Source organism: Streptomyces sp. IBSBF 3136, from assembly GCF_036815105.1.
Classification (GTDB): Bacteria; Actinomycetota; Actinomycetes; order Streptomycetales; family Streptomycetaceae; genus Streptomyces.
This window is the reverse complement of sequence record NZ_JAJSZC010000057.1, coordinates 21,019-37,211: the sequence shown is the minus strand read 5'-3', so window position 1 is coordinate 37,211 and position 16,193 is coordinate 21,019. Positions and strand designations below refer to the sequence as shown.

Annotated in this window: 14 protein-coding genes; 1 reads left to right on the top strand and 13 read right to left on the bottom strand. The window is 73.2% G+C overall.

All coding sequences use genetic code 11. The annotated features are described in order from the left end of the window. Positions 1–197: 197 nt before the first annotated feature. The 12 genes from V7E45_RS15055 to V7E45_RS15000 all read right to left on the bottom strand — a co-directional run bounded on the left by V7E45_RS15055 (position 198) and on the right by V7E45_RS15000 (position 12,290). Complete coding sequence (locus V7E45_RS15055) at positions 198–761, bottom strand: phage tail protein (protein ID WP_333774652.1); 564 nt, start codon at positions 759–761, stop codon at positions 198–200. Next, positions 758–2,722, bottom strand: a complete 1,965-nt coding sequence (locus V7E45_RS15050) for a putative baseplate assembly protein (RefSeq protein ID WP_333774651.1) — start codon at positions 2,720–2,722, stop codon at positions 758–760. Before V7E45_RS15050 ends, V7E45_RS15055 begins: the two co-directional genes overlap by 4 nt. Then, complete coding sequence (locus V7E45_RS15045; RefSeq protein WP_020938511.1) at positions 2,722–3,144, bottom strand: GPW/gp25 family protein; 423 nt, start codon at positions 3,142–3,144, stop codon at positions 2,722–2,724. Before V7E45_RS15045 ends, V7E45_RS15050 begins: the two co-directional genes overlap by 1 nt. Further along, complete coding sequence (locus tag V7E45_RS15040) at positions 3,144–3,461, bottom strand: PAAR domain-containing protein (RefSeq protein WP_333774650.1); 318 nt, start codon at positions 3,459–3,461, stop codon at positions 3,144–3,146. The genes V7E45_RS15045 and V7E45_RS15040 overlap by 1 nt, the downstream gene beginning before the upstream one ends. 33 nt (positions 3,462–3,494) lie before the next feature. After that, positions 3,495–5,348: a VgrG-related protein gene (locus V7E45_RS15035; protein WP_333774649.1), complete on the bottom strand. Its 1,854-nt coding sequence runs from the start codon at positions 5,346–5,348 to the stop codon at positions 3,495–3,497. After that, positions 5,345–6,067 carry a CIS tube protein gene (locus V7E45_RS15030; protein ID WP_020938514.1) on the bottom strand — a complete coding sequence of 241 codons (723 nt, stop codon included), beginning with the start codon at positions 6,065–6,067 and terminating at the stop codon, positions 5,345–5,347. Before V7E45_RS15030 ends, V7E45_RS15035 begins: the two co-directional genes overlap by 4 nt. Before the next feature lie 73 nt (positions 6,068–6,140). Continuing rightward, on the bottom strand, positions 6,141–6,566 hold the full coding sequence (locus tag V7E45_RS15025; RefSeq protein WP_317441981.1) for a phage tail protein: 426 nt from the start codon (positions 6,564–6,566) through the stop codon (positions 6,141–6,143). 39 nt (positions 6,567–6,605) lie between these two features. After that, positions 6,606–8,687: a hypothetical protein gene (locus V7E45_RS15020; RefSeq protein WP_333774648.1), complete on the bottom strand. Its 2,082-nt coding sequence runs from the start codon at positions 8,685–8,687 to the stop codon at positions 6,606–6,608. 916 nt (positions 8,688–9,603) lie between these two features. Next, positions 9,604–9,762 (bottom strand): DUF6760 family protein, encoded by a 159-nt coding sequence (locus V7E45_RS15015; RefSeq protein ID WP_020938517.1) that lies wholly within the window; start codon positions 9,760–9,762, stop codon positions 9,604–9,606. Continuing rightward, on the bottom strand, positions 9,759–10,256 hold the full coding sequence (locus tag V7E45_RS15010; protein ID WP_333774647.1) for a hypothetical protein: 498 nt from the start codon (positions 10,254–10,256) through the stop codon (positions 9,759–9,761). Before V7E45_RS15010 ends, V7E45_RS15015 begins: the two co-directional genes overlap by 4 nt. Continuing rightward, entirely contained in the window at positions 10,253–10,693 is a 441-nt protein-coding gene (locus tag V7E45_RS15005) for a phage tail protein (protein WP_020938519.1), read from the bottom strand. The genes V7E45_RS15010 and V7E45_RS15005 overlap by 4 nt, the downstream gene beginning before the upstream one ends. A 34-nt stretch (positions 10,694–10,727) precedes the next feature. After that, positions 10,728–12,290 (bottom strand): phage tail sheath family protein, encoded by a 1,563-nt coding sequence (locus tag V7E45_RS15000; RefSeq protein ID WP_333774646.1) that lies wholly within the window; start codon positions 12,288–12,290, stop codon positions 10,728–10,730. 369 nt (positions 12,291–12,659) lie between these two features. Here V7E45_RS15000 and V7E45_RS14995 point away from each other — a divergent pair, with 369 nt between their 5' ends. Next, positions 12,660–14,087, top strand: coding sequence for an eCIS core domain-containing protein (locus V7E45_RS14995; protein WP_333774645.1), 1,428 nt, complete (start codon positions 12,660–12,662; stop codon positions 14,085–14,087). 63 nt (positions 14,088–14,150) lie between these two features. Here the strand turns inward: V7E45_RS14995 and V7E45_RS14990 are convergent, their stop codons facing one another. Continuing rightward, on the bottom strand, positions 14,151–16,184 hold the full coding sequence (locus V7E45_RS14990; RefSeq protein ID WP_333774655.1) for an ATP-binding protein: 2,034 nt from the start codon (positions 16,182–16,184) through the stop codon (positions 14,151–14,153). Positions 16,185–16,193 lie beyond the last annotated feature (9 nt).

The following is a 16,193-nucleotide window of genomic DNA, read 5'->3' as shown; positions in this document are numbered from 1 at the left end:
GGACGGGATCCGGGGCGGCCGGGGGCTGCGAGGGTGCGCTCGGTCGCGGTTCCGACCGCTCCGGTTCCGGCGACGTGGCCGTTGGCGTGCTCGCGGCCGGCGGATCGTCCGACCAGCCCAGGTACGCGCCGCAGTTACCGCAGAAGTCGTCCCCGGGGCTGTTGGACACCCCGCAGGCGGGACATGCGCGCATGGCGTCACCTCCCTTCGTCGGCGGGTGCGCCGGGCAGGACCTCCACCCGGCAGACGGTGTGCACCGGGCACATGGCCCGGACGATCTCGCGGACGCGGTACACGTCCACCTGCGCCTCGCGGTCCGGCCACACCCGGACCAGGGGCTCGCCGGGGGGCTCGGGCGGCAGGTCGGCTCCGGCGGTGTTCGACCACCACGCGCCGCCGTCGTCGGTCACCTCGGCGTGCACGCCGAGCGCGAGGTGCAGGGCTTCGACCAGGCCGCGCCTGGTGCCGCGCCACCGGTGCAGCTCCACCGCGCGGACGACCGCCTCGCGGCGCAGTTCCACGGGCCACTGCGGGTCGTCGCCGGCGCCCACCCAGGACGCCAGCCAGGCCAGGAAGTCCGTCGGGGTGACCCGGGGATCGAGGTAGGCGGGCAGGTTGTCGAGGGTCGCGAACACCGGGGCAAGGACGGTGTCGAGGCCGGCGGTGAAGCGCTGCGCGAAGTCGTCGTCGGCGTACAGGGCGGGCAGTTGCCCGCCGATCGGGTGGCGGCTCGGCAGGTCGGGTACGGCGGCCCGGCTCATCCCCCCGCCTCCGGCTCGACGGCCGTGACGACCACCTGGTGCTGGTAGGAGAAGACCAGCGCGCCCGCGGCCACGTCGACGCGGTCCACCGGAGCGCCGCGCCGCCCGGTGATCGGGTCGGCGGGGAACAGCCGGATCTCCTCGATCAGCGCGTTGCCGGTGGCGCGTTGCAGCACGCCGAACACCTCCCCGTACTGCACCGGCCGCCCGAACGGCCATCCGGTGCCGTCCGGTCCGCCGTGCAGCGGGTTGAGGTGGCGGAACAGCGCGGCGAGCGCCGCGTCGCGCACTCTGGCGGTGTCGCCCGGTGCCGCCGCGAGCCGGGCCACGACGGTGACGCCCTGGTAGACCGGCGGCTCGACGACGAGGCGGGTGCCGATCAGGCGTCGCTCGTCGAGGCTCGCGGTGATCGCCTGGAGCACCTGGTCGGAGGGGATCAGCTGCTCGAAGCGGAGCCGGTCGTCGCCCTCGTCGGCGACCGCGTCCGGCACCACCAGGACCCGTACCGCACCCGCGCCGCCCTCCGCGGCGGGCAGACAGCGGACCCGGCGCACCGAGGGCGCCGTCTGGCGGCTGATGACCTCGTAGTCCTCGGCGGTCACCGCGCGCTCCTGCATCCGCAGGGCGTCCGGAGCCCGCAGCTTGGCGTTGGCGAGGGTCTCGCCGGCGACGCCGCCGCGCGCCGCCTCCCGGTTGGTGACCTGGGCGATGTACGGAACGGAGCTGAGCAGCACGGAGATCGCGCCGCGCGCGACGTTGCCCGCCGGCCCGCCACCGGTGCGGTAGCGGGCCACCCGGATCTGGGCGCCCTTGGGCGGTACGGCGCCGCACTGCCGCAGCGTGCCGTCGGGCTCGCGCAGCACCGGCGGGAAGCCGAACTCGCCGTTGGTGGCGTCCACGCGGACGTGCCGGTCGTCGGGCCCGGAGCGGCCGAAGTGCTCGACGACCCCCCAGCGTTGCCAGCCCTCGGCCGAGGACACCTCCACCACGGGGGGCTCTCCGTCGAGGAGGACCGGCGGGCGGCCGAGCCGGAACGTCTGCCCGGCGACCCCCTCCGAGGTGCCGAGCAGCACGTCGGTCACGGTCTCGGCGTGTTCGACGGACATGGTGCCGCCGACGGTGAACACCGCCGCCTCGCGCACCGTCGGGGACTCCGAGTAGAACGGCTGGCCCGGTTCCGCCTCGGTGACGCGGCAGCGCAGCCAGCCGGCCCGGGTGCCGCCGATCACCGACGCCGTGTGCCCGGCCGGTACGTAGACGATGACCTCGCCGGGCCGGTTCAGGCCGCCGGTGGTGTCCTCGCCGGTCTCGCACACCCGCCAGCCGCCACCGTCCCACGCCTCCCACACCAGCGGGGGCTGGCGCGGGTCCACGCCGACGCCCTCGACGCGGCTGTCCAGGTGCACCGCGACGACGCAGCGCGGCACCGCCGTCGGCAGGCCGAACAGCAGCGCGTCGCCCGGCTCCGGTGCCGCCTGGAAGCAGGGCACGTCGCTGCCCTCGTTGATCTCCCTGGTCCGGTCGGTCTGCTCGCCGGTCCGGGGCGCGGTCACCAGACGTGTCAACTCGCTGGGCACGATGTGCAGTTCGTCCGTGGTCGCGAACACCACGGGCTCGTCGCTCTCGCCGCGCACGGTCGTCACCTCGGTGCCCGCGGGCAGCACCACTGTGTCGGGCTGCGGCGCCGACAGCCAGAAGTCGACCTCGGCGCCGGCCGCGGCCGGCGGGAACAGCCGGATGTCCAACAGGTCGAGGAACGCGGTGTAGTTCTTGTCCGGGACCCGGTTCAGCCGGTACAGCAGCTGGTCCACGAGATAGGCGAACGTCTCGATCAGGGTGACGCCCGGGTCGGAGACGTTGTGGTCGGTCCACTCCGGGGCGCGCTGCTGCACGTACCGCTTCGCCTCGTCGACGAGTTGCTGGAACCGGCGGTCGTCCAGGTTGGGGGAGGGCAGGGCCATCAGTCGGCGACCAATTCCTCGGCCCCCTCCTCGGAGGGGATCGTGTAGAAGGGAAAGACCAGGTTGCGCCGGTCGTTGGTGGAGCGCAGGGTGTAGTGCACGTCGATGTAGAGGGTGCCGTCCTCGATCGCGTCGAAGGCGACCACCACGTCGTCCACCGCGATGCGCGGCTCCCACCGCTCCAGGGCCTCGCGCACCTGCTGCGCGATACGTCCGGCGGTGGCGCCGTCGCCCGGGGCGAAGACGTAGTCGTGGATGCCGCAGCCGAACTCGGGGCGCATCGGGCGTTCGCCGGGTGCCGTGCCGAGCACGAGGCGGATCGCCTCCTCGATCTCCTGTTCCCGCTCGACCATGCCGATGCCGCCGGTCGGCCCGACCCGCAGCGGGAAGCCCCAGCCCCGTCCGATGAACCGCTCGCTCATCACACGCCCCCGATCAGGACGTTCATGGCGCCGGTCACGATCTGCGCGCCGCACGACGTCTGGTCGCGTGCGCGTGCGGCCGGCAGCCCGCCGATGAGGACCATGCCCGCGGTGACAGCGGCCGGGTTGGGCATGATCACGTTGCCCGGCCCCAGGGCCAGGTGCGGGGGCATGGCGCAGGTGTGCACGCTGCCCACGACCGCGGCGGGGCGGCCTCCGATCAGCACGGTCGCCACCTTCAGGGCCGCGCCGGGCGGCGGGGTGGCGATCACACCGCCGTGGTTGGTGGGGTCACCGGTACGGGCTGCGGCTGGCATGCGGTGCTCCTTGCGGCAGGTAGGGGACTGAGGTCAGTTGATCCGGATGAGCTTGGCCTTGAGGACGCCGAGCAGACCGCCGTCGACGGTGACGCCCGTGCGGCCCTTGATGTTCACGTACTGGCTGCCGTCGATGTCCACGGTGCGGCCGCCGATCTTCACTCCGACCCTGCCGTTGATGTCCACGTTCCGGCCCGACACGCTCACGTCGCCCTGTCGTGCGTCCAGGGTGATGCCGTTCTTGTCGAGCACGACGGAGGAGAGGGGTTTCGTACCGCCCTTCGCGGCGTACACCGTCAGCTCGATCCGGTCGCGCCGGTTGTCGAGGAACACTTCGAGGCGCTCGTCGGCGGACCTGAGCCGGACGCCCGACCTGCCCGGAGCCCTCGCGTCCAGCAACTCGACCCGGTGCCCCGAACGCGACACGATGGAGCGGCGGTTGACCTTCCCGGTGGTCTTGTCGATCAGCGGGATGTCGTGCGGCGACGGCTTGTCCACGCCGTTGTAGAGGCCGCCGATGACGTACGGGCTGTCCAGCAGGCCCTGTTCGAAGCCCACCAGGACCTCGTCGTTGACCTCGGGGCTCACCACTCCCCCGCCGCCCTTGCCGCCCCACTGCACGGTGCGCACCCAGTCGGTGACGTAAGTGTCGTCCAGCCAGGGGAACTTCAGCCGTACCCCGCCGTTCTGAGCGCCGCCCTGCTCGCGTACGTCCGTCACCACGCCGATCGCCAGACCCGGCATGCGCGGGCCGCGGCCCGGCGCGTTGGCACCGGTCACCAGGCCCGTCAGGGAGCGGTCCGGGCTGGCGCTGACCCACACCGTCGTCCGGTATCCGCCGTGCGGCTCCAGGACGTGCTGCACCGCCGTCGCCGTGTACTTGCCGGAGAACGCCTGCCCGACGTTGCCGAGCGCCACGGGCTTGCCCGCCCGCAGCCGGGGGTTGCCCTCGGCCAGCACCTCCAACTCGCCGAACCCCGCGCTGACCTGATCGGCCACGGCGTCGGCGACCGCGGTCGTCTCGGCCTGGGTGCGGTACGGGGTGTCCGTGACGGTCAGCTTCGACGACTTGCCGAACCGGGCGGCGAGCGCCGGGCTCAGCCCCGGCACCACCGTGTCACTGTTCACCGACGGCTTGCGGGCCACCAGCGGCTTCTTGGTGGTGACGTCCCAGCCGCGCACCTCCACCTGCGAGGCCCCGTCCGCGGCCGACAGGGAGGCCCGCAGCGCCAGCAGGTTCCGCCCGTACTCCAGCACCATCGGGTTCCGCGTGGCCGGGGTCGAGGGCGCGGGCGCGCCGGACGCCTTCTCGGGCTTGGTGAACTGCAGCACGCCCTTGTCGTCGACGCGCACCTGCGCGCCGCTCTCGCCCGCCAGGAACTGCAGGAAGTCCCAGTCGGACACGTTCGCCTGCGAGAGCTGCTTGTAGGTGACCGGCGCGGCCTCCACGGTCCCGCAGGTCAGCCCGGCCCCGGCGGCGACCTTGCGGACGATCGCCGACGCCGTCATGTTCCGGTACGCCACCACCTTCCGGCCCCGCTGCAGGCGGTGCGCCTTGGAGTAGGCGCGCACCACGGTGAACGAGCCGGTGCTGTCCCGGTCGACCTCCATGCCGGTCACCTCGCCGTTGAACAGCCGCTCGCGCGCCTGCCCGGACACGGTGACCACCGACACCTTGAGCGGGGTGCCGAGGGTGATGCCGGTCGACTGCAGGAACTCGTGGTCGGGGTCGCGGAAGGTGAGCACCGCCGCGTCGGGCAGGCCCACGTTCTCGTCGACCACGCAGCTCACCAGCTGGGCGGCCCAGATCGGCGGAAGTTCGCCGGGTGTCTCCACGACGGGGTCCGCCGCGAACGACCGGCCGCCCCGTGCTTCGGGTGTGGTCACCGCTCCTCCTCAGCGCCCGCGTCGCTGAGACCCGGCACCACCAGTTCGGTGCCGGGTTCGAGCGCCATGGGGTCGTCGATGTCGTTCGCCTCCGCGATGGCCCGCCAGGCCGTCGCGTCGCCGTACTCCCGCCAGGCCAGCAGGGCCAGGCTGTCGCCCGCCACGACGATGTGCGTGCTGCGGGCGGTGCGCGCGCCGGACGTCGGGTTCTGGCCCGGCGGATCGACACTCGCCTCCTCGATGGACAGCGAGCAGGTGGCCCGCAGCGGCTTTCCGTCCACGTCGAACAGCGTGTACGACACCGACAGGCTGGAGAGCACCCCGTCGAAGGAGGTCGTCCGGGCGGTCCCCCATTCGAACCGCACCCAGGGGCTGGCCGGTTTCTTGCGGCCCAGGCTGGCCTTGGTCGGCACGCACCCCTTCATCAGCTTCTCCACCGCCTTCTCCACGGAGTTGTCGTGGGTGGCGGTGGCGTCCAGGAACACCTCAAGGCTCAGCGTGCGCGGGCCGCTGCCGACGAACTCGGGCAGCGCGGACTCCCCCGCCATCCGGGACGGGGTGCGCCGCCACTCGGTGGTCTTGCTCAACTGCAGCGTGGAGGGGTTGAACTGGAGGTTGAGCTGCGTGATCGTCCCGCCGGGCTTCGCGCCGACGGAGGTCGGTGGCTCCTTCAGGGTCAGCTGGGCCCTGGTCCGACTGGAGCGGAGCGCTGCACACATGTCGGGACCTCCTTTCCGGGGGCGTTGGGGTAAGTCTCGGGGGCGGCGGGTGGGAGCGGTGCGTGACGGCGGGTCAGGACGGGCGCAGCCCCTGGTGGGCGATCTCCAGGGTCTCCACCGCCGCCTCGGAGTTGGCGGGGTCGAAGGAGGGTCCCTGCCAGCGCACCGGGACGATCCCGGACACCTGCCAGCTGATGATCCGGGTCAGGTCCGGTTTCAGCGCCACGATCTCGCCGTCCTTGGGCGTCACCCGCTTCAGCGTCTCGTCGAGCCAGCGGGCGATCTTCGCCGTATCGGCGGTGACCGGCCGGCTCAGCGTGATGTTCGACCAGGTCACGCGGCCGGGCAGTTGCCAGGTGAACCCGTTGTTGCCGCCCTCTGCGTAGCTCTCCATCTCGACCTCGGCGCCCATGCCGGAGCAGGTGTGGAAGGCGCCCAGGTCGTTGCCGCCGATGGCGAGCTTGAAGAACACGCTCGTGGCGAAGATGTTGTCGGTCATGCGTCCGTCATCCGTTCCGTGCGCTCACGTTCCACGCCCTCAGCGGCGTCCGTCGTAGGGGCGGCCCGTGCGTTCCCGGCCGCGCCGCAGCTCGGTGCGGAGCAGCCGGGCCATCGGGTCGAGCAGGCGCCGCGCGAGGTCGTCCAGGTCGAGACCGGGGTCCTTCGGTGCCTCGGCGCGCTGCTCCGCGTTCTTTCCGGAGGCGGATGAGGTGGAGGACGAGCGCGAACGGCCGTGCGCCGGGGCTTCCTTCGCCGTGGCACCCATGAGCAGGCCGGTGGCGGACGGCGTGGCGGCCGGTCGCGAACGTTCGCGTGCCCGGTCCCGTTCCGCCTTCGTCGTTGCGCCCATGAGCAGGCCGGCGCCGGTGGTGTCGGTGATGTCGCGCTGGACGGGGGTCGCCGTCCGGCCGCTCCCGCCGGTCACCGGAAGGACCACGGGGACGGGCTGAGCCGATGCCGGGGCGTTCGCCGGGCGGTCCGCGAGCCGCGGCGCCTGCGGGGCGGTGACCGGCAGGGATCGGGCCGGGACGGCGGGGGCCGAGCCGACCGGCCCCTGACCCGGCGGTGCGGGCCGGACGACCGGGACACGCTGGACGGGGCCGGGGGAACCTGCCGGACCTGCCGAGTTGGGGCTTCGTACGCCCGAGTTCTCCCGTCCGGCGGGCGGCGCGGCCACGGCCCGCCGGACCTGCGGGGTCGCCGGGGCGACCGGGGACGGCCCTGGCGTCGGACGCCCGGGGTCAGCCTGCGGGGCAGCCGGTACGCCCGGCCAGCGCGCCGCCACCACGGGACGGCCGCCGGAGCGGGCGGCGACGGGCGGTGCCGCGCCTTCAGTGGCCCGGGTGCTCAGGGTGAGCGGGCGGGCGGGGAGCAGTTGGAGGGTGCGGGGTGACGCCGGGTCGGAGGGCGCGCCGGGGCGGGTGACGGTGAGCGGGGCCGCACGGTGCGGCTGAGCGCGTCCGGTCGCCCCGGCTACGGCTCGGGTGACGACGACCGGGCTCGGCGAACCGGGGGCCCGGGGCCGCTGCCCGCCGGACGAGGCCTGACCGCCGGACCTCGTACCGGGCAGTCGTACGTCTCCTGCCGGGCTTTCCGGGGTTACGGCAGCCGCGGGTGCCGCTGCGGACGGCATCACCAACGGCGTTGCGGACCCGCTCCCGTGGTCCGCGACGCCCGGCGACGCGGCGCCCCCGGCAGAGGAGTCGTCCGCGGGACGGCGCTGGACTACGTCGCCCGCCCCCAGCAGCGGCGCGTCCGCTGCGGCGGTGGAGGGTGTCCGGTCGCCAACTGACTCAGGCGACAACGGAGTTGTGTGGGACTTGCCGCCCTGTGCCGGAGCACGCTGGACGGCGGGAGCGGGAGCGCGGGATGCGGTGGCGCCGGGCACATCAGCGCTGGGCGGCAGCGCGGACAGCGGAGCGCCCAGGCCGCCGCGGCCGCGGGCGCGGTTGGGGCCGCGGTCGGCCGTTCCCTGGGCGCCGCCGTATTCGTGCGGGCGCGAGGTGCCGGCCGTGTCGTCCGCCTGGCGCTGGACGACGGGCATCGCCGCGCCGGGGACGGTGCTTGAAGTGGGGGCGGTGGCGCCGGGCAGCTCGGCACTCGGCGGCAGCGCGGACAGCGGAGCGCCCAGGCCGCCGCGCACGCGGGCGCCGTCCGGGGCATTCTGCGCGCCGCTGTCGTGCAGGCTCGGCATGTCGGCCACGTCGTCCGCCTGACGCTGGACGACAGGCAGCGTCGGACCGGGCGAGGTGCCTGAACCGGGGGCAGTGGCGCCGGGCAGCTCGGCACTCGGCGGCAGCACGGACAGCGGAGCGCCCAGACCACCGCGCACCCGGGCGCCGCCGGAGGCAGCCGGCTCCGTCCCCTGCGCACCGGCCACGTCCGAGCCCTCCGCCTGACGCTGGACGACAGGCAACGCCGGGCCGGACGCGGTGTGCGGCGCCGGAGCGTCCTCCGTCAATGGCGCTGCTGGGGAGCGCAGTTCGCGCGTCGTGGCGCCGAGAGGCGCGCGGCTTGGCTCGCTCGTGGCGGCGCGCTGTACGGCGGCGGTGGTGGCGTTGCCGGGTGCCGGAGTGGCGGCGGGCCGCAGCGCGGTGACGCGGCGTACCGGTCCGGACATGCGCCGGGCGACAGTCAGGGAAGGTGCCACCGGGACGGCCCGGACGGCCGGGCCGGAAGGCGTACGGCCCCCGGAACCGGACGGCGCTTGCGACACGGGCCGGGTCGCTCCACCGCCTGCGGCCGTGCCCGGGAGCACCGACACACGCCGTACCAGAGGAATCGCCGGAGCGGCCGTCGTCCGATGGTCCGGGTCGGCGGGGGTCACGACCGGATCGGCACCCGGCAGCGCGGCACGCTGGACGGGCGGCGAGGACGAGGAGAGCGCGGCGGGGGATTCGGCGGACGCAAGGCCGCGGGTCTGGGGGGAGTCGCCCGAACTTCTCTTCGCCGCAGGGCTGTTGCCCCCAGAGCGCGCCACCGCGGGCTTTCGCCCGGATCCTCCGTCCACCGCTCCAGTACCGCTACGAGAAGACCGTGCGGCGACGGATGCCGGACTCCCGGCATCCAACGCACCGTCCGCCTCGCCACCCGCCCCCTCCGGGCGCAGCGCCCGGAGCAGCAGTGGACCCCCGCCGGCCCGGGTGGCCTGCGGGGTGGCAGGACGGGCGACGCCGCGCACCAGACCGGTCGGGGCGGCGGACAGCACCGCGTGGCCGAGACCCGAGTCGAACGACGGGTTCTGCCAGGAGGCGAGGCCCGCACGGAAGACGAGCCCGTCGCTCACCCCGAGCGGGGAGCGGGCCACGGTGAGCTGCGGCGGCGCGGTGCGACGCCAGCCGCCGTCCCAGTCGCCGGGCACGGAGGAACCCCGGCCGCCGGACTCGTCGCGGTCAGTACCGTCGCCGGCTGTGCCCCGGTCCGGGCCGTCGCCGGCCGGACCGTTCCCCGCGGCGCCGGAGCGGTCCGCACCCGGACGGCGTGCGGTGTCCGGCGCGGCGGCCCGGCGGCGCAGTCTGTCCCGCCATGCCATGCGTTCAACCGCCTTCGTTCACGCGGGTGTTGATACGGGCGATCTCGGCGACCCACTGCCGGCGCTCGTCGTGGGTCAGGTCGAGGATCTCCTCGCGCTGCCAGTGGAAGTGGTAGGCGATGTACGCGATCTCCTCCCGGAGCCGGGGAAGGGCGTACGTCACGATTCCCCCAGGCGCCCACCCGAGAGGTCGACCTCGAAGCCGCCCTCGCAGTGCGGGCAGGTCACCGCGGCGCGGGTGTGGCCCTCGCTGTTGACCCGGCGGTAGAAGTCCTGGAGGAACGCGACGTCGGTGGCGTACATCCGCTCCACGACCCCGGCGTGCACATCCGTGATCGAGCCGATCCGGGTGATCACCTGGCTCAGCAGCACCACGCTCAGGTACGCCGGGTTCTCCTTGACCCGCAGGTCGATCTGGGGCCGCAGTTCGTCCCGGGCGGTGGCCAGGCGCATCGAGCCGTGCCGGTGCACCGTGCCGTCGTCGTCCACGTACCCGCGCGGCAGCTCGAACTCGAACTCCGTGCGCAGCCCGTGGTCCTCCCGGCGCGGCGGGGCGGCGGTCGGGGTGGCCGCCGCCTGCTGCTCCGACGTCTGGGCGGGCGCCGTCGCCTGGAGGATCTCCTCCAGGTTGCCCGCCGTGACCGTACGGCGCCTCATTCGACGACGATCTCCTCGAACGTGATCGTGACGGACTCGGTGGCCGGGGCGGACTCGCCCGCCTTCAGCGACGGGCCCTCCCACTTGGAGGCCCAGCCCTGCATCAGCTGGATGCGGCGGACCGTGTTGCCCTCGGTGTCCTTGATCTCGATGGTGAGGTTCTGCCGCGCGGTGTTGACGGCCCCGTTGTTCAGGGTCTCCTTGATCCACTTGGTGAACTCGCTGCTCTGGTCGAGTCCCCGGGTGATCGTGATCTCACCGGCCTGCCGCGCTCCGGGCTGCTTGCGGATGATCTGCTTGCCCTCGGCGCTGACCTGCTTGACCTCGACGACCTCCTCCTCGACGGTCAGCCCGCTGATCTCCTGGATCGACTCGACCAGGTAGCCACCGAGCTGCACGCCGAAGACGTGGGTGGAAAGAGCATCGCCCGTTGCCATGACTGTCTGTCACCTTTCCTTGCTGACCCGCAGGTCACTCGTCGATGAGGCTGGTGCTGTCGGAGAACTGGGCCAGCCGGAACACCACGAACTCGGCGGGCTTGACCGGCGAGACGCCGATCTCACACACGACGCGGCCCTGGTCGATCGATTCCTGCGGATTGTTGTCGCGGTCGCACTTCACGTAGAACGCCTCTTCGGCGGTACGGCCGAACAGGGCTCCCCGACGCCACTCCTCGGTGAGGAACGCGGTGACATTGCGCCGGATGCTGGACCACAGCCGGTCGTCGTTCGGCTCGAAGACCACCCACTGGGTGCCCAGGAGGATGGATTCCTCCAGGTAGTTGAACAGGCGGCGCACGTTCAGGTAGCGCCAGGCCGGGTCGGAGGAGAGGGTGCGGGCACCCCAGATCCGGATGCCCCGGCCGGGGAAGGCCCGTACGCAGTTCACGCCGATCGGGTTCAGCAGGTCCTGCTCGCCCTTGCTGAGCCGGACCTCCAGGTCCACCGCGCCGCGGATCACCTCGTTGGCGGGCGCCTTGTGCACGCCGCGTTCGGCGTCGCTGCGCGCCCAGACACCGGCGATGTGACCGCTCGGCGGGACGGTGGTGTTGTGCCCGGCGGCCGGGTCGAAGACCCGCACCCACGGGTAGTAGAGGCTGGCGTAGCGGGAGTCGTAGCCCGCCTCGTCGTTGCGCCAGGTGCGCACCTGCTGGGCGGAGAGCCCGGGCGGGGTGTCCAGGACGGCCACCCGGTCGCCCATCTGCTCGCAGTGCGAGATGACGGCTAGCTGCACGGTGCGTACGCCCTCGGCGTCGATGTCGCCGCGCTGGTGGGCGCTCATCAGGTCCGGCACGGCGACCATGGTGATCTCGTCGATGGTCTCCAGGCCGGCGAACCCGGTGCGGGCCGCGGCGTCGCCGACGTACTCGGCGGGGTCGAGGCGGACCACCTCGCCGGAGCCGTTCGCGGCGGGCCCGTCCGGGGCGTCGGGGAGGGCCACGGTCTGGGCGGCGGGCTTGCTCTGGGCGGCGCCCCGCTGCTCGGTGACCTCGATCAGCTTGGAGGCGCGGGCCTGGTTGACCAGGTACCCCCTGACGTTCTTGCGGGTGGAGGCCTCGTAGGTCTCCGCCACTTGGTCGCCCTGGCGGACCAGGACCTTGAAGCGGTCCTCCGGCGGGTTCTCACCGTCCGCGTCGGCGATCTCCACCGACACGCCGGAGACGCCCGGCTTGGCCGCGACCAGGAAGCCGCCGAGCTCCACGGACTCCACGGCCTTGATGCCCTGACGCCGCTGGCCGCTGGCCGCGGACGGGGCGGAGGCGTCCTCGGCGGAGCCGCCGATGCGTACCACGTACGCGGCGCCGCCGCCGTTGGCGAAGTAGCCGTAGACCGCGTGGGCGAGGTAGGTGCCCTCGGTGAAACCACCGAACGTCTGGGAGTACTGGTCCCAGCTGGTGACCAGCGTCGGCGCGTGGAAGGGGCCGCGCTCGGCGAACCCTACGAACGCGGCGACGGCGGTGCCGACCCCTTCGATCGGTCGGGCACCGGACTGCACCTCCTCCACGTACACACCCGGGGTGAGGTACGTCGGCATGCTTGCTCCTTCACGTCCTTGCGGGGCACCTGTGTCCGGGCCGAGTCTGCGGGGCGGGTGCGGCGGGCGGCAGGGACCCGGGGACCTGGTCGGGGGCAGGCCCGCTGCCTTTCCGTACCTCCCGCACGGACCGTCCGGACATCACCCGCCTTTGCCCTCGCACTGCCCGTGCGGACCTGGACGCCCGGTCGGCTCGTGCTGTCGACTGGGGGCTGCAGCAGAAGTGCGCCGATGAGGAGGCAGCAGATGCAGAGGTCCGGACGGCGTACCGGGAAGACCGAGGCCGAGCAGCCGGTGCGCGGCGTAGCCGCCGCCCGACGGGAGACGTCCTCGGCCGGCGCCGCCGTCCCGCCCCCGCTCACCGCCGACGTGCTGCGGGCGGCGCAGGGCGGCGCGGGCAACGCCGCGGTGACCGGCATGATCGCCCGCCGCGCCCGACGCGCGCCCGCCCAGGTGCACGAGGACGCTCACTCGGCGCATCAGCACGGCGCGGGACACGACCGGGAAGCCGCGGCGCAGCCAGGCGCCGCCGACGCGGTGAACTCCGTGGTGCGGTCCGCCGGCAGCCGACTGCCCGCCTCGCTGCAGCGGGAGATGGAAGCCCGCTTCTCGGGCGAGGACTTCTCCGACGTCGCGGTCCACACCGGCGCCGCTGCCCGGCGTTCCGCCGAGGCGGTCGGCGCCGAGGCGTACACCACCGGCACCCGTCACATCGTGTTGCGCGGCGCGATCGACAAGAAGACCCTCGCGCACGAACTGGAGCACGTCCGCCAGCAGCGTGCAGGAGCCGTGGCCGGTACCGACGACGGCAGCGGCCTGAGCATCAGCGACCCCTCCGACCGGTTCGAAAGGTCGGCCGAACGCAAGGCCGAGCAGGTGATGCGGGACGGAGCGGACGTCCAGCGCTCGGTCGAGGACCACACCGCCGACGCCGCGCACCGGACGACCGAGGCGTCGGCCGAGGTGCAGCGCATGCCCCCCAAGAAGAAGCAGACGAAAAAACCGGCGGGAGACAACCCACCCGCCGCAGCCGCCACTTCCTCGAAGACCGTGTTCGAGGAAATAATGGAGTACTTCGAGGGACGCAGCGAAGAATTCAAGGCAAAGAAGCAGAACGAGAAGGAGTACATCCTCGAACAGATCGGAATCGAACCCGGAGGGGATCTTTTCACGCTCGACGAAGTAAAGAATGACGAGTCAATGCTGGACGCTCTTCTCGCGGAGATCGAAACCGCGAAACACGCGTCCGGGTTCGCGGGTACGGGCGGCGGCAGCAGTGACTGGGCGGCGAGCGCGGTCACATCGGCACATGCGGAGATGCGGGCGGACCATCCGATCTGGGGCGACAGGACGACCCTCCACCACAAGATCTCCCGTAGCGAGTTGGACGCCGTACTCGCCTCGGCCGAGAGGGACAGGGCGAACGCGAAACCGCTGTTCGAGTTCCTGGACGAGGTACGGACGGTACTCGGCTCGACCGCGGGGAACAAAAAAGCCCTGCACAACATGCCGGCCAACCTGGAAATGGGACCGGCGAGTGACACGAGGACAGGCGACCCGGGGTCCGGAAGCGACTTCAACTACACGCCTGAGGGCGCGATGACGCCACGGTCGAGCGAGTTGAAGGACGCACTGAGCTTGGCGAACGCGCCCGCCGTCGACTGGGGGGCCGTTGCGGACAAGCTGAGGGAGGCGCAGCGCCTTCACGAAAAAGAGTACGGAGGCGCGATACTCTCCCCGCCCGCCCTCGAACGGTGGGAGAAAGTGGGCGCCAAGTGGAAGAAGGCCTCCGACTGAGGTCTTCCGTGTCGAGACCGGGGGGAGACGGTTCCGCCTTCTTCGGGCCCCGCCGCCCGCGTCTCAGGCGTCGAGGGCGTCCGCCAGGTAAGGCCCGAACTCGCCCTCCAGGACCAGCCGTCCCAGCTTGCGGTACTCCTGCGCGACCGCCCTCACCAGCTGCCGCATGCTGAGCGGGCTGCCGGACTCCGCCGCGAGGTAGGCCGCGGTCACCGCGCAGGCCCGGATGGAGCCGCCGGCCAGTTCGAAGCGGTCCGCGCAGAAGGCGAGGTCCAGGTCCTCGGCCCGGGGCAGCCGGTCGCCCAGGCACCGTTCCCACAGGGCGAGGCGCTGGCCGGCGTCGGGCACCGGGAAGTCCGCCACCACGTCCAGGCGGCGGGTGAAGGCCTCGTCCAGGTTGGCCCGCAGGTTGGTGGTCAGCACCGCGATCCCGTCGAACGACTCCATGCGCTGCAGCAGGTACGCCGACTCGATGTTGGCGTGCCGGTCGTGCGCGCCCTTCACCTCGGAGCGCTTGCCGAAGATCGCGTCGGCCTCGTCGAAGAGCAGCACCGCGTTGACCGCGGACGCCTCGGTGAAGATCCGCTCCAGGTTCTTCTCGGTCTCCCCCACGTACTTGTCGACGACCGTGGACAGGTCCACCACGTACAGGTCCATGCCCAGGTCCGCCGCGACGACCTCGGCGGACATGGTCTTGCCGGTGCCCGACTCGCCGGCGAACAGCGCGATCACACCGCGCCCCCGGCCGCCGCCGGGCCGCATCCCCCACTGCCCGAGCACCTGCTCGCGATGGCGGGCGCGCAGCGCGAGTTCGCGCAGCCGCCGGTGAGTGGTCGGGGGCAGCACGAGGTCGTCCCAGCCGACTCCCGGCTCCACGCGGCGGGCGAGCCGGTCGAGCCCGGCGCCGTTCTGGGCCCGTACGGCGGTGCGCAGGTCGTCGGGGAGGACCGGGCGGCCGGCGAGGGTGGCCGTGCGGACCGCCACGTCGGCGGCGCGGCGCAACTGCCCGGAATCCAGGCGGTGCGCGGCGACCGCGCGGGCGAGCTCATCGGCGTCGCCGGTCCCGGAGCCGTTGCCGAAGCCATGGCCAGGGCTGTCACCGGCGGCCCGGTCGAGGGCGTGCCGCCAGCGCGCGGCCTGCCGCTCGGGAGTGGGCGCCGGCACGGTCAGGACCACGGGGGTGTCGGCAGCCCACAGCGGGTCCCAGCCGAGGGTGCCGTGCGTGAGCAGGGGAATCCCGCGCAGCGCCGAGCACAACGCCCCCAGCGTGCGCGCCCGTTCGGCGGGTTCCCCGGGCAGTGCTTCCAGGGGGCCGAGGACGACCCCGGCACCCGTCAGGCGGGCTTCGAGCGCGGCCACGCGGGCGAGCGCCGGTACGTCGCCGGGGCGCCGGGCGAGTGCCGCTACGTCCAGGACGAGCGGGCGCAGCCCGGCCGCGTGCAGGGCTGCTACGGCCAGCCCCTCGGCGTCGCCGCCCCGGCTGCGCAGTTGGACGAGGCCGGTGCCGGCCGCGGCCGCGGCCCGGTGGACGTCCGCTGCCTCGGCGGTCGGGTCCTCGCGGGCCTCGCCGAGCACCTCGGCGAGCCGGGCATCGGGCTGCGCGCTCCCCAGGAGGTGTCCGGTGACCCGGTCGGGAACCACCAACACCCGGGACAGCGGCGGCCGTTCCGGCTCCGTGACCTCCACCAGACCACTCGCGACCAGCGCCGCTTCGGGGGCCAGCCGGAAGCGCGCGGACGCCGCTCCTGCGAGCCCGCACAGCTCCAGGGCGAGCCCGACCGTGGGCCGACGACGCGTCAGGTCGTCGTTGAGGTAGCCGTAGAGCCGTTCGAACCGTGCGTCCAGGTCGGGCGCCACCGCAACGAGCAGCAGGTCCAGATCCAGCGAGGACAGGCCGAATCGCGCGGCGAGACCGCCGAGGACGGAGCCGGCCGGGGGATGCGGGGGTTCGTGAGCGGGCACGTCGAGACCGCCCGGTTCGTCCAGGACGCGGGCGACTGCCTCGGGAGTGAGGTACTGGCCACGGTAGGGGTCTTCGGGATCGGGATCGGCGGCGCGCCGGACGGCCACCGCGTGCCGCACCCGTTCCTCGACCATGCGGAGCCG